General features: G+C 45.1%; 15 protein-coding genes and 1 pseudogene. 8 read left to right on the plus strand and 8 right to left on the minus strand.

Going from position 1 to position 17026, the window contains the following annotated elements; translation table 11 throughout:
* Positions 1–248: 248 nt before the first annotated feature.
* A complete protein-coding gene (locus ABR335_RS13795) occupies positions 249–1070 on the minus strand; it encodes an aldo/keto reductase (RefSeq protein ID WP_035182318.1) in 822 nt (273 codons plus the stop codon).
* Positions 1071–1392: 322 nt separating this feature from the next.
* The gene (locus tag ABR335_RS13800; RefSeq protein ID WP_350346258.1) at positions 1393–2142 is read right to left on the minus strand and encodes an alpha/beta hydrolase; all 750 of its coding nucleotides are present in this window, start codon (positions 2140–2142) and stop codon (positions 1393–1395) included.
* A gap of 149 nt (positions 2143–2291) precedes the next feature.
* Here ABR335_RS13800 and ABR335_RS13805 point away from each other — a divergent pair, with 149 nt between their 5' ends.
* The 5 genes from ABR335_RS13805 to fbpA all read left to right on the plus strand — a co-directional run bounded on the left by ABR335_RS13805 (position 2292) and on the right by fbpA (position 5702).
* On the plus strand, positions 2292–2918 hold the full coding sequence (locus ABR335_RS13805) for a spore coat protein (RefSeq protein ID WP_251459839.1): 627 nt from the start codon (positions 2292–2294) through the stop codon (positions 2916–2918).
* A gap of 327 nt (positions 2919–3245) precedes the next feature.
* Positions 3246–3539: a transposase gene (locus ABR335_RS13810; protein ID WP_064505187.1), complete on the plus strand. Its 294-nt coding sequence runs from the start codon at positions 3246–3248 to the stop codon at positions 3537–3539.
* Between the two features lie 11 nt (positions 3540–3550).
* The gene (locus tag ABR335_RS13815) at positions 3551–4420 is read left to right on the plus strand and encodes an IS3 family transposase (RefSeq protein WP_230090539.1); all 870 of its coding nucleotides are present in this window, start codon (positions 3551–3553) and stop codon (positions 4418–4420) included.
* 289 nt (positions 4421–4709) lie between these two features.
* Positions 4710–5474 carry an alpha/beta hydrolase gene (locus ABR335_RS13820; protein ID WP_014095963.1) on the plus strand — a complete coding sequence of 255 codons (765 nt, stop codon included), beginning with the start codon at positions 4710–4712 and terminating at the stop codon, positions 5472–5474.
* Positions 5475–5516: 42 nt separating this feature from the next.
* Positions 5517–5702, plus strand: a complete 186-nt coding sequence (gene fbpA / locus ABR335_RS13825; protein WP_014095964.1) for a Fur-regulated basic protein FbpA — start codon at positions 5517–5519, stop codon at positions 5700–5702.
* Between the two features lie 308 nt (positions 5703–6010).
* Here fbpA and ABR335_RS13830 read toward each other — a convergent pair whose 3' ends face one another.
* The 5 genes and pseudogenes from ABR335_RS13830 to ABR335_RS13850 all read right to left on the minus strand — a co-directional run bounded on the left by ABR335_RS13830 (position 6011) and on the right by ABR335_RS13850 (position 11551).
* On the minus strand, positions 6011–6790 hold the full coding sequence (locus ABR335_RS13830) for a Cof-type HAD-IIB family hydrolase (RefSeq protein ID WP_014095965.1): 780 nt from the start codon (positions 6788–6790) through the stop codon (positions 6011–6013).
* A 28-nt stretch (positions 6791–6818) separates the two neighbouring features.
* Positions 6819–7361: an SIS domain-containing protein gene (locus ABR335_RS13835; RefSeq protein ID WP_276210990.1), complete on the minus strand. Its 543-nt coding sequence runs from the start codon at positions 7359–7361 to the stop codon at positions 6819–6821.
* Between the two features lie 140 nt (positions 7362–7501).
* On the minus strand, positions 7502–8461 hold the full coding sequence (locus ABR335_RS13840; RefSeq protein WP_014095967.1) for a LacI family DNA-binding transcriptional regulator: 960 nt from the start codon (positions 8459–8461) through the stop codon (positions 7502–7504).
* Positions 8462–8767: 306 nt separating this feature from the next.
* A pseudogene (locus ABR335_RS13845) lies at positions 8768–10158 on the minus strand (MFS transporter).
* A gap of 331 nt (positions 10159–10489) precedes the next feature.
* Positions 10490–11551, minus strand: a complete 1062-nt coding sequence (locus ABR335_RS13850) for an NAD(P)-dependent alcohol dehydrogenase (protein WP_061086926.1) — start codon at positions 11549–11551, stop codon at positions 10490–10492.
* Between the two features lie 224 nt (positions 11552–11775).
* Here ABR335_RS13850 and ABR335_RS13855 point away from each other — a divergent pair, with 224 nt between their 5' ends.
* The 3 genes from ABR335_RS13855 to ABR335_RS13865 all read left to right on the plus strand — a co-directional run bounded on the left by ABR335_RS13855 (position 11776) and on the right by ABR335_RS13865 (position 16425).
* Entirely contained in the window at positions 11776–14295 is a 2520-nt protein-coding gene (locus ABR335_RS13855; RefSeq protein ID WP_350346259.1) for a tetratricopeptide repeat protein, read from the plus strand.
* Between the two features lie 300 nt (positions 14296–14595).
* Positions 14596–15747 (plus strand): radical SAM/CxCxxxxC motif protein YfkAB, encoded by a 1152-nt coding sequence (yfkAB, locus tag ABR335_RS13860; protein ID WP_014095971.1) that lies wholly within the window; start codon positions 14596–14598, stop codon positions 15745–15747.
* A 150-nt stretch (positions 15748–15897) separates the two neighbouring features.
* A complete protein-coding gene (locus tag ABR335_RS13865) occupies positions 15898–16425 on the plus strand; it encodes a hypothetical protein (protein WP_350346260.1) in 528 nt (175 codons plus the stop codon).
* 328 nt (positions 16426–16753) lie between these two features.
* Here ABR335_RS13865 and ABR335_RS13870 read toward each other — a convergent pair whose 3' ends face one another.
* Positions 16754–16960 (minus strand): hypothetical protein, encoded by a 207-nt coding sequence (locus ABR335_RS13870; RefSeq protein WP_350346261.1) that lies wholly within the window; start codon positions 16958–16960, stop codon positions 16754–16756.
* Positions 16961–17026 lie beyond the last annotated feature (66 nt).

The following is a 17026-nucleotide window of genomic DNA, read 5'->3' on the forward strand; positions in this document are numbered from 1 at the left end:
TCTTTGCTGTATATTTTTCAATGCTGGTAAAAAGTTCGCCGATTTCTCTATTTTTTCAAACAGCCTGTGCCGGCCGGGATTGACAGACTGCCGGCGTTATTGCTGTTATACCTTTTCTGTAAACTGCTGCTTTGTTCTTTTGTAACTATTATAATATGAAAAAAGAACGGTTGCACTTAATCGCGCTTCGGAATCGGCTCCGGTACATTTCAAAAGGCTGTCCAAATGAACAGCCTTTTTCTTTCCGTTTATTTTTCTGTCTCTTTCAACTGATCGAGATATTGCATGTCTTCACTGGAAATTTCAAAGTCTACGTCCGCATTTTGCAGGATAAATGCCTCATGCGTCGATTTTGGGAGTGGCAGCACGCCTTTTTGCAAGCAGTAACGGATGCAAACTTGCGGAAGTGTTTTGCCGTATTTGTCTGCAATTTTTTGTATCTCGGTGTTTTCCAGAATTTTTCCAGTAGCAAGCGGCGAATAGGCCTCAACCAGAATGCCATTGTCCTGGCAGAATGCTGTCACATCTTCCTGTGTATGTCCAATGAAGTAACGGATTTGATTGACCATCGGCTTGATTTTTGCATTTTCCATCACGGCTTTCAGGTCGGAAACGCTGAAATTGGAAACGCCAATTGCCCGGCAGCGCCCGCTTTCATAGATTTCCTCCATCGCTTTCCAAACTTCAATATTTTCTTTCGTATAATCGGCCCCCTTTTCGCTCCATGGCCACGGGGCATGAATCAGATAAAGGTCGAGCTGCTCAAGGCCAAGATTTTCCATTGTTTCGTCAAATGTTTTCAGCGCTTTGTCATACGACTTGATTTCCGCCGGCAGCTTGGACGTGACAAAAATGTCGCGCCGGTCAATGCCGGAATCCCGCACTGCTTTGCCGACACTTTCTTCATTATGGTAAGCATAGGCTGTATCAATATGGCGATAGCCGTTTTTTAAAGCAAAAGATACGGCATGGTAAGTGGTTTCGCCATTCGGGACTTGCCATGTACCAAGGCCGATTTTCGGGATCGCCACCCCGTTTTCCAATACAAAAGTTTCATGTAGACTTGACATATACATTCCTCCCAATTTTACAAAAATGGTTTATAATACAGCACCGGCCGTTTCGGTTGCAGCCTATGTGAAGGAACTACGATTTTTTTGCTTGCTTTCTTTACATAAACACGCTCTATGTTGAGGAACAAGACATTTTTTGCGCGCTTCCTTCAAGTAGACGCCTTCTACGTTAAGGAACAGCGATTTTTACGCCAGCTTCCTTTACATAGACGGACTCTGTGCGCGTGATAAAGCACCAAAAACATGAAACTTCTGATTTTCTTGAACCCTTTTCTGAGCCATCAAGAACCGTTTTCCCGGACCGTCAAATTCCCCTCAATTAAGCATTAGCCGGAAACTGGCCGAGCACTTTATGAAGCCAGGAAACGCTCAGGCCAAACCATTTTTCAACATCTGCATCCACATTTGCTTTTAATCCGTTTGAAGTGTGGGGTTTGGCGAGCGACAATCCATGCTTGCCTTTTTGAAAAATATGCGACTCAAATGGAATGCCATGCGCATTCAACGCCTGCAAGAAGGCAATTGAGTTTTCAATCGGCACGGTTTGGTCTTCAAACGTTGAAAACAGAAAAGCCGGCGGCGTTTCGGCAGTCACTTCCTTGTCAACAGACGGCACCGGAAAAGCAAGGCTTTCGCTCATCGAATCCAAAATACATGGGTAGCCTAAAATCAAGGCATTGGGCTTATTTTTCCCGATCGTACCAAGTGCAGCAGCAAGATGGCCTCCTGCAGAAAAACCAACAACTGCAATTTTTTCAGGGTCAGTATGCCAGTCTTTCGCATGCGCGCGGATCATCGCAATCGCTTCTTCCGCATCTTGTAAAGCCGCTTCAAACCGGAATGTTTCCCCGACAGAGTAGCGCAGTACAAACGCGTTGAATCCTTCCGCCAAATATGCCATTGCAACCGGTTCCGCTTCCCTGTCCGAGGTAAACCGGTAGGCGCCACCGGGAAAAATAAGCACAGCCGGGCGCGCCTCAATATTGCTGAACTCAGGGGATCCGTCCAGCACATACGCTGTCAGTTCAGCATTCTGATGCGCCTTTAAACGTAAAGTTTCTGTCTTCACAACGCTCTCCTCCTTCTGCCCATTTCCGGGACGGCTTTATTTTTACAGTAGCACCGGCCATTACAAAAAACAATGAAAACGTTCCTGTATATCCTGCCCCGTTTAAAACAAAATAAGATTGGTTTAAAAAATGAAGTGGAGGTTGAATCATGAAATTAGCCGCACATGAACTGTACGATTTAAATGAACTGGCGATGAGCTGTGTCAACTCGATTACGAACATGGCATATATGCTCCAGCATGTCCAGGATCCGGCGTTCAAAGAAATTCTTGAAAAACATTTTCCGCTCCATATCCGGGACTACAACATGAAAGTCGAATTTTTAAACAAAGCTGAAGGGGCAAAAAAAGAATTGCCGTTGTTAAATGAAAACCAAGAGATTTCCAACATGGCACTGCAAATGGCCCCGCCGGCTGTCCCTGTCCAGCCGCGGACGATGGTTGAAGATATGAACGACCGCGAAATGGCAACTGCGTATCTGTTAACGCTGAAACGGGCCGGGCGGGAATATGCATGGGCGGCGATGGAAATGGCAAATCCTGAAATCCGGTCGTTTTGCCAGACTGCCTTTATGATGAGCTGCGCCCACGCCTATGACATGTGGCAGTATATGGCATCGAAAGGCTACTATCCGGTTGACCAGGCAGAATCTGTGGATACGGCAAAAATCGGCGCCATGTACCAGGTTGTTCCGGAAAACCAGCCGCAAATCCAGCAGTACATGGCACAGTCCCAGAACCCAAATGCCGGAGACAGCGGGCAATTGTATCAATAATGGCTTCATTCCGGTGAGCCCGGAGTATCAGTGATTAGCCTATTGCGGAAGCAGCTGCTTCTGCAATAGGTTTATTTGTCTATCATTTAAAACCAACTTACATAACAAAAAGAAGAGAAAGGCATTTGATTTTATCTCTAAGTCAATTTCTTGAACTCCTCCCCTTTTCCCGCCCATAATGTATTTGTGGAGCTTATGTCCAATTGGAACACCTAACGGGACAGTTCTTCCGCGGCGGCAGGGGCTTTTTAAGTTAGTCTAAAAAGTGGACACGGAGAAATGAGATTAGTATATAATACAATCATCATTAAAAAGGACGTGTTCATAATGGGGAAACATTACGATCGGGAGTATAAGGATTATGCTTCAAAATTGGTGGTTGAGGAGGGGAGAAAGGATACTGAGGTAGCTTATGAACTGGAAGTATCCTACAAATCGTTGTGCAGATGGGTTGCTGATTATAGGCAACGGGTAAAAGGTGAACAAACGGCAGAGCGCTACATTACCCCTTCAGAATTAGAAAAGATGAAAAAACAACATGAGAAAGAATTGGCTGAGATACGGGAGGAAAACGAAATCTTAAAAAAGGCCATGCGCATCTTCACAAAAAACCAGGAGTAAAATACCGGTTTATCCAAGCTCATTATGATGAACATTCAGTCGTGAAGATGTGTAAAGTCCTGGAGGTTTCTAAAAGTGGATATTACAAGTGGTTGCGCAACCAGGGGCCATCAAAAAAAGAGGCTTTTCTGAAAGAAATTCGACAGAAAATAAGCAAGTCTTTTCATGAGAGCCAGGGGACGTATGGGAGTCCAAGAGTACACAATGACCTGGTTGAATGGGGCTATACCATTTCCCAAAAAACAGTAGCCCGTTTGATGAAGGAAATGGGTTTGTCAGCCTCGTCTAAAGAAAAGTTCGTTGTTACAACAGATTCCAATCACGATATGAAGATTTATCCTAATCTTCTCAAACGCCAGTTTAATACAGAAGGGCCGAATCAGGTTTGGGTGGTGGATATTACTTATATCTGGACGCTTGAGGGCTGGGTATATTTATCATCCGTGATGAACTTGTTTTCGAGGAAAATAGTGGGATGGCGTATGGGCGGACGTATGAAAAAAGAGTTGCCAATCCAAGCATTGAATATGGCGATTACTTCAAGGCAACCTGGGGAAGGGCTGGTCCATCATTCAGACAGAGGATCCCAGTATTGTTTCAAAGAATATACAGATATTCTAAAAGCAAACGGAATACAAATCAGCATGAGCAGAAAAGGAGATCCATACGACAATGCTTGTATCGAATCTTTTCACGCCACTATCAAGAAGGATTTAATACACAGGAGGCGCTTTGAAACCAGGGCTGCGGCAATGAGAGCTATAAATTACTATATTAGCAGTTTTTACAATGAACGGCGAAAGCACTCCACCTTAGGGTATGTCTCGCCCAACCAATTTGAGAGGAAGCACCAACAAATAACAGAAGAAGATATCTCATAAATTACTCAAATTCCTCTTACGGCGTCAGAGATGATCAATCACGCCTTTCGATTGATCATTTCTGATGCCTAACCAAACGAAGTGCGGTAGGGGTTTTAAATAAAAATATCTCAAATCTATGTGTCTACTTTCTTGACATAAGACCAGCCTCTTTTGCATCCTTCTGTTTTTTACCTAACCTATTCCATTTTACCGATAAAACATACTTTACAACTAGGATTAATTGGTTTAAAATTATGTTAACATTTTAAATTCACTGACCATATAAATGTTAGGAAGGAGCTTTTTTATGCATGAATACTATCCCGTTCTTTCGGGTGCAGAATCCTTTTTTATAAAAGGAAATGAAATTGGCATTCTCATCTCGCATGGATTCAACGGCACCCCGCAGAGCGTCCGCTTTTTGGGAGAGGCACTGGCATCGGACGGGTTTACGGTTTGCGCGCCAAGATTAAAGGGACACGGGACGCATATCCTGGACATGGAACGCTGCACTTACAAAGACTGGATTGCTAGCCTTGAAGAAGGTTATCAGCTGCTGAAACGGCATTGCCATGATATTTTTGTTATTGGCCAGTCAATGGGTGGCACACTGGCTTTGCATCTCGCGGAAAAACACCCGGATATCCGGGGAATAGTGTGTATCAACGCGGCTATCCAAAGCATTCCTGAACTGGAAAAATGCCTGGCGAAAGGACGGTTTATTCAAGAGGGCCCGCCGGATATTAAAGCAGCGGGCGTGCATGAAATTTCATATGAAAAAGTGCCGGTGGCTTCCATCCGTGAGCTTCTGTCCGTGATGTGGGAAACGCGGGAAAACCTCTCCGCCATCCATTGCCCCGCACTTTTGTTCCAATCAACAGAAGACCATGTCGTGCCTCCTGAAAATACAGAGTATATTGCCGCACATATTCATGCCAGCCGGAAAAAAATCGTACCGCTCCGCAACTCTTATCATGTCGCAACAATGGATCATGAAAAAGAATGGATTGCGGCCCAATGTTCATTATTTGTTCAAGAAATTGCGCATATCGAAACCCGTACGGAAATATGATGAGTTTTAAATCATGCTCCAAAAGAATGGGAGGATGCTCATTTGAAAAATTTTCTACGGCACGCGATAGAGAAAAAACGGCAATATTTGATAGAACAGCTGATTGCTCTTGGCGCCTATCAGGAAGATGACAAGCAGCTTTTCACCCTGACATTGACGGAACTTGAAACAGAATATGCATACTTCAGCAAAATCAGCCAAGAAAAAGAAGCGTCCGGAAGAGAATAGTTTTGCCGGCGCTTCTTTTTTGTGTATTTTTTTAAATGCCCAAAAACGGCATAGACGTTCCTGCCACAGTAAACGTGACACCTTTATTTAGGGCTTGCTGAACGAATCCAATTCTGAGTTTGTCTGCAAGCTCTGTCTCAAAATATAGCAGAATTCTTTTGCAGAAATGGGTGATTTTATCTGATTTGGCTTACGAGTGCAAGCTTTTCACCGGATTTGTTGTAAAACTAGCATTTAAATGGTTGCCAAAGCTGTCAGCATCCTTGCCAAATCTAAGCAGTTTGCTTATTCAGCTAGCTCTGTACAGGTTATAACAGCCCTACAATTTGCAGACCGTGGGGAATGCCCATGTCTTCCACCGATTTTGTAATGTATTTGGCGGCAGCCTTTACCTTTTCTTCCGCATTTCCCATTGCCACACTGTTTTTAATCATGGACAGCATTTTAATATCATTTAACCCGTCGCCAAATGCATATTGGCGTTCTGGAGGAAAGCCCAATTTTTCAACAATCTTTTCAATTCCTCTCGCTTTTGACCCGCCTTTTGGCAAAACATCGACGGAAAGCGGATGCCAGCGAATAAATTCAAAATCCGGAAACGCCTGTTCATACTGTTTCTCTTCCCCTTCTGAACAGAACAGGAGCGCCTGGTACAATTCACGCCCTTTATAATAATGCGGGTCATACGCAGGCAACCGGCCAATTTTCAAAGACGTAATGCTTTTTTCAATATCCTCGTGGTTTGGCACATTGGCCTTCATGTCTTCATGGTCCATGTAGACAAGCGGATGCTGGTGGGAAAGGGCATATGCAGTCAATTCTTCAAGCGATTGCCTGTTTAACGGATTTTTAAACAATACCTCTCCGTTCATAACAACATATTGCCCGTTATAACTTACAAAAGTATCCATCCCGAGTTCCTTCCGCAAATCTTCAAACATAAACGGGGCCCTGCCCGTTGCAATGGCTGTGACATGACCATCGCTTTTCAGCTTATCTATCGCTTTTTTGGTTGTGACAGGCAGCTTCTTCTCATGTGTCAGCAAAGTCCCGTCGATATCAAAAAAAATCACGCTTTGTTGCTTCATATTCTTCATAATCCTTTCCCGTTCTATTTCAAGCATACTCATTTTCAGGATGCCGTTTTTTCATTAAAGATGCTGTAATGACATCATAAATCAAAAAACTCAGCAGTTCAAATAAGGTTCCGATTCTATCCGGGGTGGGGCCGGCCTGTTTTATGCTTTCAAATTCAGACGATTCATCCGGCAACAAAACCGTCAAATCCGCCATTTTTGCAAGAGTTGATTCGGGAGAAGCCGTGATGGCCACAATTTTTATGCCGTGGAGCCTGGCTTTTCGGGCGGCATTCAATAAAGTAGGATTTTCTCCCGATTTTGAGCTGAACAGGATGGTATCCCCTTTTTCAGGAACAGGTGAAATCAAATCGCCGATCATCCCAACCCGGAACCCCAAATGGACCAGCCTGTTGGCAAAGACACGGAGGATCATTTCCGAACAGCCCGTTCCCGCCAAAAACAAACGGTTCGACCGGCCAATCACATCTACAACCTGCTCTAATGGTTGATCGCCTACTTTACTGCACAAACTGGCATACAGTTCTAAAACCATGCCCTTTGCATCTTCCAGTATATTCACTTTTCTCCCTCCCCGTTTGATAAAGCACAAGCATCCATATTGATGACGGCGTTTCGGGTACAATTTTTTGTATTGGCAGGCTGAGGTTGCCGGGCTTTACACGCGGCATAACTGAATGGAAAGCCCTCAGACTCTCTTCCCTATACCGTGCCCCTTTCAATGAGTGTTGCTGAGATTTCCTTGTTTTTAATTTCCTTTGTCAAAACCTGGTGGACAAGGTTCCGGCCCATTTCAACAAGCGGAATATCTATCGTTGTAATATTCAGCATTCCGGCAATCGGTTCATTGTCAAATCCGATGATCGCCAACTCATCCGGAATAGAAATTTGCTGTTTGTTGCAACTGATGACAATCCCCGCTGCAACCTGGTCGCTTGTTACAAGCAATGCCGAAGGAGGCGGGTCCATTTCTTTTACCCGGCTCAAAACCCTTTCTCCATCCTCATAGTCGTAGCATTGGTCAAAAATATATTCCGGATGGTGCGGCAAATGGTATTTTTCATGGAAATCCCAATAGGCTTTATCGCGATTCCGGCTGTTGGTGCCGGATTTCCTGCCGATGCAATACCCGATTTTCGTATGGCCTTTCCGGTACAAAAATTCCAGTGCATCCATAAAAATTTTATAGTGGTCAATATAGGTTGACGATATTTCGCCGCCTTTTACACATTCACAAAGCGCAATCGGCCCGAATGGCAAGTATTCTTCAATTTTGCGCATACTGCAGGCGCGCGAACAAATGATTAAACCGTCAATTTGCTTTTGTTGCAGCATTTGTAAGGCTTCCGTTTCCCTGCTTTCCATATAGTCTGTTTGAAACAAAAGCAGTTTATGGTTATACTCCAGCGCCTGCTTTGCGATCCCTTTCAATAAAAGGGCAAAATAAGGATGATCTGTAAATGGCAACACGACCCCGATCAATTTTGTTTTCCCTTTACTTAAATGGACGGCATTGATGTTTTTATGATACCGGGTCGCTTTCACCGCTTTTAAAACAGCGTTCTTTTTTTCTTCACTCACATACGGATGATTGTTCAGCACACGGGAGACGGTCGTCACAGACACGCCGGCCATTTTCGCCAAGTCTCTAATATTTGTCATAACCTCACCTATTAAAACACTTGCGATTTTTCAGCAGGCATCCATGCTTTAGGATGGAAGTGTTTAAACCAAGCCCCTGCCAGCAGGCTCATTTTTATGTATTTATAGTGTAAATGATGAAACGCATTTCATGTCAATTTTTATTTTTGCAAAATCCGTTTCGATGTTGAAACAGAAAAGCGCCGGTGAAGATGTGGACATGCAAAAAAGGGCTGGTTGCTGCAGCCCTCCCGTTTTACCGGGGAAAAGGGGACCGGCATCCCGGCCGGCCCCTTGATCTGTTCAAAAACCCCCGTACATGCGGTTTCATCTTCTCTGCTCCAGTTCCTTCATCATCTTCTTGTATCTGTTTTCTGTAATCGGATAAAAGCTGATCAGCAAAACAGACAGCAGGATGAAAATGCCAGGGATGATGGCATTCATGTCCTTAATCGCTTGAAGGGATGAAACGGACTGGGCTACATTTGGAACATAGCCGGCCTTGTTTAAAAAGAACGCTGAAAACGAACCGGCGAGCGCAACACCCAGTTTATTGGTAAAACTCATACTCGAAATCACCACACCGTCTGCGCGGATTCCCGTTTTCCACTCTGCATAGTCCACACAATCCGCAAGCATCCCCCATGCGAGCGTGTTCAGCGGGGTGGTAAAAAACCCGGAAACAAACAGTAAAAACAAAATCAGTGGAATGGAGGAATATGCTGTAAATTGCAAGCCGACATAAGAAATCAGGGAAAGGGCTGCCGAAATCATCATGACGTTCTTCCTGTCCCATTTTTTGGACAGGCTGGGGATGAAGATATTGCTGATCAGCGCAGCACCAAAAAATAACAGCGTCCCCATAAACACCAAATCTTTGCGGTGGACATTATAGGTGAAGTAGTAAACCATTGTCGTCAATTTAATGTTAAAACCGACGGCAAAAGCCAGGAAAGAAGAAGCCAGGATGAGCAAAGGTTTATTTCGGATCAAGACGGCCAATGTTTTCTTTACACCGTGTTTTTTTCTGGTTTTATAGCGACCCTCTCCCGCACTGTCAGGAAACTGATCAAATTTAATGCAAAGCTTGCGGCCGCATAAACAAGCGCCGTGAGTTGAAATCCTTTTGCCTGGTCATCGCCGCCGAAATATTGGGCAAGCGGTGTTGCACAAGATATGGAGAGAAGAATTCCGATATAGACCAAAATCATCCTGATCGTTGTCAATAATGTCCGTTCCTGTAAATTGTCCGTCATTCTTGCAGTCAGGCTGTTTACCGGTATCGTCTGCATGCTGAATGACATCCCGAGCAAAATATAGGTCACGTATGCATAAATTCTGTTGCCCGCCACACTAAAATGGGGCGTTGTAAAACATAAAAAAGTAAACAAAGCAAGAGGAACTGCCGCCCATAATAAGTACGGCCGGGCTTTCCCCCATCTGCTCTTTGTCTTATCCATAATGACGCCCATCACCGGGTCAAAAACGGCATCCAAAACGCGCACAACAAGGAACAAAGTGCCAATGATAGCAGGTGAAATCCCGTCCACATCGGTATAATAGAATAACAGATAGGCGTTTACGAACTGGAAAATAATATTATAAGACATATCCCCGAGCCCGTAACCGATTCGTTCCGTCCAAGACAACCTGCCGCCGGAAGCGCTCTTTTGATTTTCCGCTGCATGGAATCGTACTGTTTTATCAGAAACCAACATAGGTGATACCTCCGAATGCGTTTTCAATGATTCGTTCATTCAACTGCCTGCAGAAAAACAGACATTTTGTACCGGCTTTTCCTTCAAACATGCAAATGGATGATGGATGCGGGTGGCTTGAAATTCATCGGCCAGCCCGCATCATCCTCCCCATTCTATGATTCGTGTGACATCCTACAGGCCATCATGATTTCGATCCTATTTTTCCGGTGAAACCCATCCGGCCCGCGCATGTAGATTGCAACCATTTTCTATAAAATGAACGAATGATACTACCCTTTTCCTAAATAGGGATGCCTCGCTCTTGTTATAAATGAACGGCTCAGTATTTTCAGTTGTTCGGATAAACCATGACTTTCAGGCATTCGTTCTTGAAATTCAGTGCGCGTTCCATCGCCTGATAAGTATCTTCCAAGGCATATTGATCCGTCACCAGTTTTTTCACATCCGCGATGCCGGAAGCCAAAAATTTTATGCCTTTTGGATACGTATTCGCATAACGGAAAACACCGTAAATATCAATTTCATTATCCGCGATAAATGGGACGTTCAACGGAATTTCATTTTGAGCCGGTAAACCGACAATGGCCAGCTTCCCGCCGCGGCGTACAGATGCAAGCGCTGATTGGAGCGCTGCTGGATTACCTGCTGTTTCCCAAGCAACATCAACCCCCTTGCCATTGGTGATGTCTTGAATTGCTTCATAAGGATCTTGTTCGCGAATATTGAACGCATAGGTAGCGCCCATTTCTTTTGCCGCTTCAAGCCGCAATGGTTCCAAGTCCGTTACAATAATGTTCGACGCTCCGAAGGCCCTCGCTGCCACAACAGCCATTAAACCGACCGGACCCATTCCCATAATCGCTACGGTCGATCCCGGTTGCAGTTTTGTTCTTGTGGCTGCGTGAATGCCAACGGAAAAAGGTTCAACAAGAGAAGCCTCTTCATAAGAAAGCGCATCCGGAATGGCGAACACAAAGTCTTCTCGCATTTTAATATATTGGCAAAAGGCACCATCTACAGGAGGGGTTGCCAAAAATTGGACATGTGGGCAAAGATTGTAACGCCCTTCTTTACATGCTTCACAATGCCCGCAAGTGACACCTGGCTCAACAGCGACTCTGTCCCCTACTTTAAAATGGCGGACTTTTGAACCAACTGCTGCAATTTCCCCTGCACATTCATGCCCGAGAATAAACGGCTTGTCCACTACATATTTTCCAATTCTGCCCGTTTCGTAATAATGTAAATCCGAACCGCAAATGCCGACCGCCATGACTTTAATTAAAACTTCATTTTCTTCAATTTGCGGAACAGGCAATGTCTCAATCGAAATATTTCGTGTCCCGTGCATCACTGCTGCTTTCATTGTTTCAGGTATATGGTTTGTCATCTTCAAAGTCCCTCTCTTTGAAAAACTGGATTTCCGGAATATACCGTGATGAAAGTGCATTCATTTTGGCATATTCTGTTTTCACTATTTTTATCATACAAAACGGATGAAAGGGGAACCAGCTATTGTTGCTGTATAAAAGGACAGCCGCACTGTATGTTTTATGCTTAAATCTTAGACATCGGTTATTATATTGATAAAATATAGGAAAGGAGGTGCAGGCTTTGGCCGAACTTGAAAACCAAAAAAAGTTTTCCAGTCTGCTATCTTCCGGTGTTAAAGCTTTAAAACAACACCCGGATTACAAGACAAATAGAGAAGCCGGGAACAAAACCGGGCAATCTTACATGGAAAAAATCGCATACAAATTGGGTGTATCCCCTAACACCGTTAAAAGCTGGATCGGCCAAATGGGACCGAAGTATATCCCGGGCCGGATCGAGGATGCCAAACTGTTCGGCGTCATCTGGCTCATTCTTGAAAAAGGATGCATGAATGTAACGTGGTTCGTGGAATTGCTGAAAACCACTTCCATCCCTGTCATCGAACCGGCCTTGCCGGCATGGGTGGCGTCCTGCCTTAAAAAAGCAAAAACGATGAACGATAACGGGACAATCGGTACACCCCCGCCCGAGGAAATCAATATGACCATCACCCGTCTGTTTGGAAACACTGCAATGCTTCAAAACGAAGAGAAAAACATATTTTCCGCGCACAACCTGCCCGCACGCTGGTCAGGGCGCTTTATCGGGAGAAAACCAGATTTACAAGCCATCTATCACTGGCTTCTTTCCCCTTCGCCTGTTTGTTCCATTACAGGGTGGCCTGGCGTGGGAAAGACGACACTCGCCCTTGAAGCCGCTTATGCTTGTGCAGGGGAACCGGGCGAAGAAGCTGCAAATGTCTCTGATAAGTGGCCCGCGTTTCACTGCATCATTTGGTTCAGCACCCATTTAACAGGGTTAAGTTTCAATGATTTTTTAAATACAATCGCTTACCAGCTTGGACTGACAGAACAAATCGATAAACCCGTCATGGAAAAACGTTTTGCAGTGCGGCATGCTTTACAGCTTTTTTCCAGGGAACAGCCGATACTGCTTATTGTGGATAGTATGGACGCCGCTGAAAAAGAGGTGCTTGAATTCATTATCAACCTCCCTCAAGGCGTAAAAGCGATGCTGACTTCCCGTGAAAACTACAATCAAGATTATAAAGACGCTTTTCAAAATTTCACAATTGTCAAGTTAAAGGGATTAAACGAAAAAGAGGCACTTTCATATTTGTCATTTGTCATCCGCGAACATTTGCAAACCGGCAGTGCACCTAACCAGGAAGAGTTGCGGCATCTGACACCGGAGATGCAGGCAAAGCTGATCAAAGCGGCCGCCGGGAATCCAAAAGCGCTGTCCCTCAGTGTTGCCTATATCAGTGACGGCGGCATTCCGGCAGAACAACTCATTCAGGAAATCGAAAGCGCCGGGTATTCATTACTGGAGTTATTTGAATTTCTTTTCGGGAGAACATGGAAGCGCATCGATGAAGCAGCCCGCCGTTTATGGCAGGTGCTCTGTTTTTTTGAAAAGCCGCCCGTTGAAGCTGCCTGGGCCGCAGCGGCAGGATTAGATGCCAGGGGCTTTTATGCAGCAGTTGAACAAATGCGGAATTATGCGCTGATCCATCCTGATCGGACAGACGGAAAATTGCGCTACCCCGCGCATCAAACCGTGATTGCTTACGGTGAACAGCACTTGTCGGAAAACCGGCAGCTGGAAAAAGAGGCACGAAAACGATGGGCTCGCTATTATATCCATTTTTTGGATACCCATTTAAAACGGGAACAGCCCAATATATTCTATTGGCGCTATCTGCTTGGCCGGGATCTCGATGATCTGAAGCAGGAATGGACAAACATTCGCAAGGTAATGGAATGGGCCAGCCAATCAGACGAAAAGGAAATATTGATTGAATTCGTAGTCCGTACCAACCATTTTTTAAGCCGGGTCAATCTGCCTTTACGGGTCGAATACGGGCGAAAAGCAGCTGATTTTACTGCTGCACTGGGAAAAAGCATGCTCGAAGCTTTCTTTCGGATTGATACGGTTGGATGGGCGCTGATGGAAATGAATGAGCTGAAAGAGGCGCTCACACAAATTGATGCCGGGCTAAAGCGGCTATCCGGCCTGGATGCTGGCAATGAGGATACCCGCGACTTGATGGTCTGGGGGCATGCCTTAAAATCAAGGGTGCTTCTTAAATCGGGCGACCCCGATCAGGCAGAGGCCATTCTCGGCAAAGTCATTCCGGTCCCCTCCACCCCGATGATCAAGCACCGTGTTTTATTAGTCCAGGGCGATTTATATTTGGAACGAAAAAAATACAAAGAGGCCATCCGTGCATATGAAGCTGCTAATCAAATCAGCCATTCTTACGGCGGGGAAAAGACGATTGAAGCCTATTTTAATCTCGGCATCGCATACGTGGAAAATCAGCAGTTTGAAAAAGCGGCGGCGGCATTTGAAAAGATGCTTTATCAAAAAAACAAAGCCAACCCGATTGAGTTAATGTACTATCACTACGGCATGGCCAGATTATTTGCCAAAAAAGGCGATTTGGCATACGCCCTTTATTCCAGTCAGGAAGCTCTTCATCTCGCTGCGTCATGGGAACAAAACATCAGTATCCGCGATGAAGCAGAAAAGTTCAATCAGTTTATAAAGAAAAAAATCCAATATCAAAACGGATGAATGGCGTCGATCTAGGTGCCCGTGCCATAACGAGCCTTGCATCAGAGAAAAATGGCAAACAGCCGGTGCAACTTTTTAAGACAGACGTCACTGCTTTAGCAAAGGCAGCATACCGTACTTTTTACGAAAAACACCCGGAGCCCAGGAAATGGAATCTGCGAAAAAAGAAACAGGCTGCATGTTATAATGAACCATGGCATATATAGGAAAAAAGCAGAAAAAGGAGGGGCCTGCCGTTTGGAGGTGGAATCATGCGCAAAGCAGGCGCCCGGATTGACTTTTTGAAAAAGGAGCACAAACATGTTAAAAGAAGAAACACAACGAAGCATTACGCCTGAATACGATCCGTGGGAAGCATACATGGACATCACGACGCACGGCAAACTGACTTTGTCGAATATTGAATTCACAACGACCACTTTATGCAATATGCGCTGCGAACATTGTGCGGTCGGTTACACGCTGCAGCCAAAAGATCCGGATGCGCTGCCGCTTGATCTGCTGCTCAGGCGGCTGGATGAAATCAGCACACTGCGCTGCATCAGCATTACCGGCGGCGAGCCGATGCTGTCAACCAAATCTGTTGAAAATTACGTTCTGCCGCTGTTACAATATGCGCATGAAAGAGGGATTCGCACCCAAATCAATTCCAATTTAACAATGAAACTCGAAAAATATGTGCAAATTGCGCCTTATCTCGATGTGCTGCACATTTCCCACAACTGGGGAACTGTCCGTGATTATATTGACGGCGGGTTTGCCAACATGCGGATCAAGCCAAGCGATCAGCACGGTGAAAAATTGTTCAGGCGTATCGTGGAAAACAGCCGCGCCTTGTCGGAGATGGGCGTGATGGTTTCTGCGGAAACGATGTTAAACAAGCGCACATTGCCTTATATGGAACAAATCCATCATCAAATTGTCGAAGAAATGAAATGTGCAAGGCACGAAATTCACCCAATGTACCCAAGCGATTTTGCTGCTGATCTTGAAGTGCTCAGCTTGGATGAAATTCGAGAAGCCATCCACCATTTGCTCGATATCCGTGATGAAAGCGTGTGGATGCTGTTTGGCACGCTGCCATTTTATCCGTGCAGCCCTAATCCAGAAGACCAGGCCTTATTGAAAAGATTGTACGAAAGCAAAAATGTGACCCTCCGCAATGATCCGGACGGCCGCTCCCGCCTGAATGTCAATATTTTTACGGGTGATGTGATTGTCACGGATTTTGGCGATACACCACCGCTTGGCAATATCCAGCATGACAGGCTGCCCGACGTCTTTGAAAAATGGCTCGAAACACCCATTGCAAAATCGCTGAATTGCCATTGCCCGCAAGTCAAATGTCTCGGACCGAACATTTTAGTCAAAAATGCTTACTATAAAAATATTGATTTTACCCAACGAAAAGCAGTCATCGACATGCAGGGCGCCTCTTCCAGGATGGGCTAAAAATGGCAGAAGCATGGGGTGCGCCTGCCCCATGCTTTCTCGTAATCTCAACTACTTTTATCCTGGTTATTTTCATTCTAATGCGTTACAATACGCAACAAAGATGATTGGATGTAGCATAAAATGACTTTTAATCAGGAGGGAATAAAATTGGGTTGGTTTATCGGGATTATCATTATTATCTTGCTCGTGTATTTTTTAATCATCCGTCCTTTGATCGAGCGGAACCGCCCGCAAATCATTGAACCGCGAAGAAGCATTTACAATGGGGATGCCTATGACCCGCACCCGGAGCAAACCGGATGGAACGATGGGGGTAATGCCGGAATCGGCCGGTTTGGCACGTTTGCCGGCGGGATGGCAACAGGCGCTTTGCTGACGTATTTACTGGAACAGGGCAGAATCGGTTATGACCAGTTCGAGCATTTTCAAAATCTTGACGGCAGCGACCTGCTGCATGAGCTGGAAGAGCAAAATATTTTACAGCAGGATGAAATTGACCATCTTGAGGATTCGTTAAGGAACTTTGAAGACAGCGGCCATGATGGCCATGACAATGGGGATAATGGAGACAACGGCCAGCAGGGTACCGGTTTCGATTTAGCCAATTTCACTTCCAATGATGACAATGACTTCGGCGGATGGGACAGCGGATCGGATGACAATAACTGGCTGTAAGCATATAAACGGAACAGCCGCTGCAACCAAAAAGCAGATGCAGGTTATCACTTGGTGGAGGCTGGCTATAAAAAAATTAACGGAACAGGCGCTGCAACTGCCTGTTCCGTTTGCTTATGGCGGGTTTCCAGCAGGCTAACCTGCTTTAGCATTTGTCCAAAGGTTTTGCAAGGGCCAGGAACTACCCTCCGGGCAAGACAGATCCATTGCTGTTCCATTGTTTGCAGCGACAGTACCCACTCGAATCTTGGCGAAAAACATAATAGAAGCACCCAGGGATTCGGATTCCGTTTTTATCGGCCATCCCGCGGGTGCTTGCTTACAAGGTTTACGGATTGTACTTTTTTTCGCTTGAAGAAGTCGTTTTTTTGTCATGATCCGTTTTTTCTTCCAGCTTTTCTTCTCGCAAGTCTTCCATTGGGATCGGGTCAACTGTTTGTTCACTCATAAATTTATCGTGCATGTCTTCGTTTTCTGTTGCAAATTGTTCGGGATTGTCCATTTTCCCCTGCGATTTCTTTTTCTTATCGTCCATTTCATATCACCTCGTATAGTTCAATACCCTTTATTTTTCCGAAAAAAACAGAAAATATCCGTCAAA

The organism is Heyndrickxia faecalis, assembly GCF_040267745.1.
Taxonomy (GTDB): Bacteria; Bacillota; Bacilli; order Bacillales; family Bacillaceae_C; genus Weizmannia; species Weizmannia faecalis.

Bases quoted from the DNA above. Each gene is read 5' to 3' on its own strand.
- ABR335_RS13795 (WP_035182318.1), bottom strand. From the start codon at position 1,070: ATGTCAAGTCTACATGAAACTTTTGTATTGGAAAACGGGGTGGCGATC.
- ABR335_RS13805 (WP_251459839.1), top strand. From the start codon at position 2,292: ATGAAATTAGCCGCACATGAACTGTACGATTTAAATGAACTGGCGATG.
- ABR335_RS13810 (WP_064505187.1), top strand. From the start codon at position 3,246: ATGGGGAAACATTACGATCGGGAGTATAAGGATTATGCTTCAAAATTG.
- ABR335_RS13820 (WP_014095963.1), top strand. From the start codon at position 4,710: ATGCATGAATACTATCCCGTTCTTTCGGGTGCAGAATCCTTTTTTATA.
- ABR335_RS13830 (WP_014095965.1), bottom strand. From the start codon at position 6,790: ATGAAGCAACAAAGCGTGATTTTTTTTGATATCGACGGGACTTTGCTG.
- ABR335_RS13840 (WP_014095967.1), bottom strand. From the start codon at position 8,461: ATGACAAATATTAGAGACTTGGCGAAAATGGCCGGCGTGTCTGTGACG.
- ABR335_RS13850 (WP_061086926.1), bottom strand. From the start codon at position 11,551: ATGACAAACCATATACCTGAAACAATGAAAGCAGCAGTGATGCACGGG.
- yfkAB (WP_014095971.1), top strand. From the start codon at position 14,596: ATGTTAAAAGAAGAAACACAACGAAGCATTACGCCTGAATACGATCCG.
- ABR335_RS13870 (WP_350346261.1), bottom strand. From the start codon at position 16,960: ATGGACGATAAGAAAAAGAAATCGCAGGGGAAAATGGACAATCCCGAA.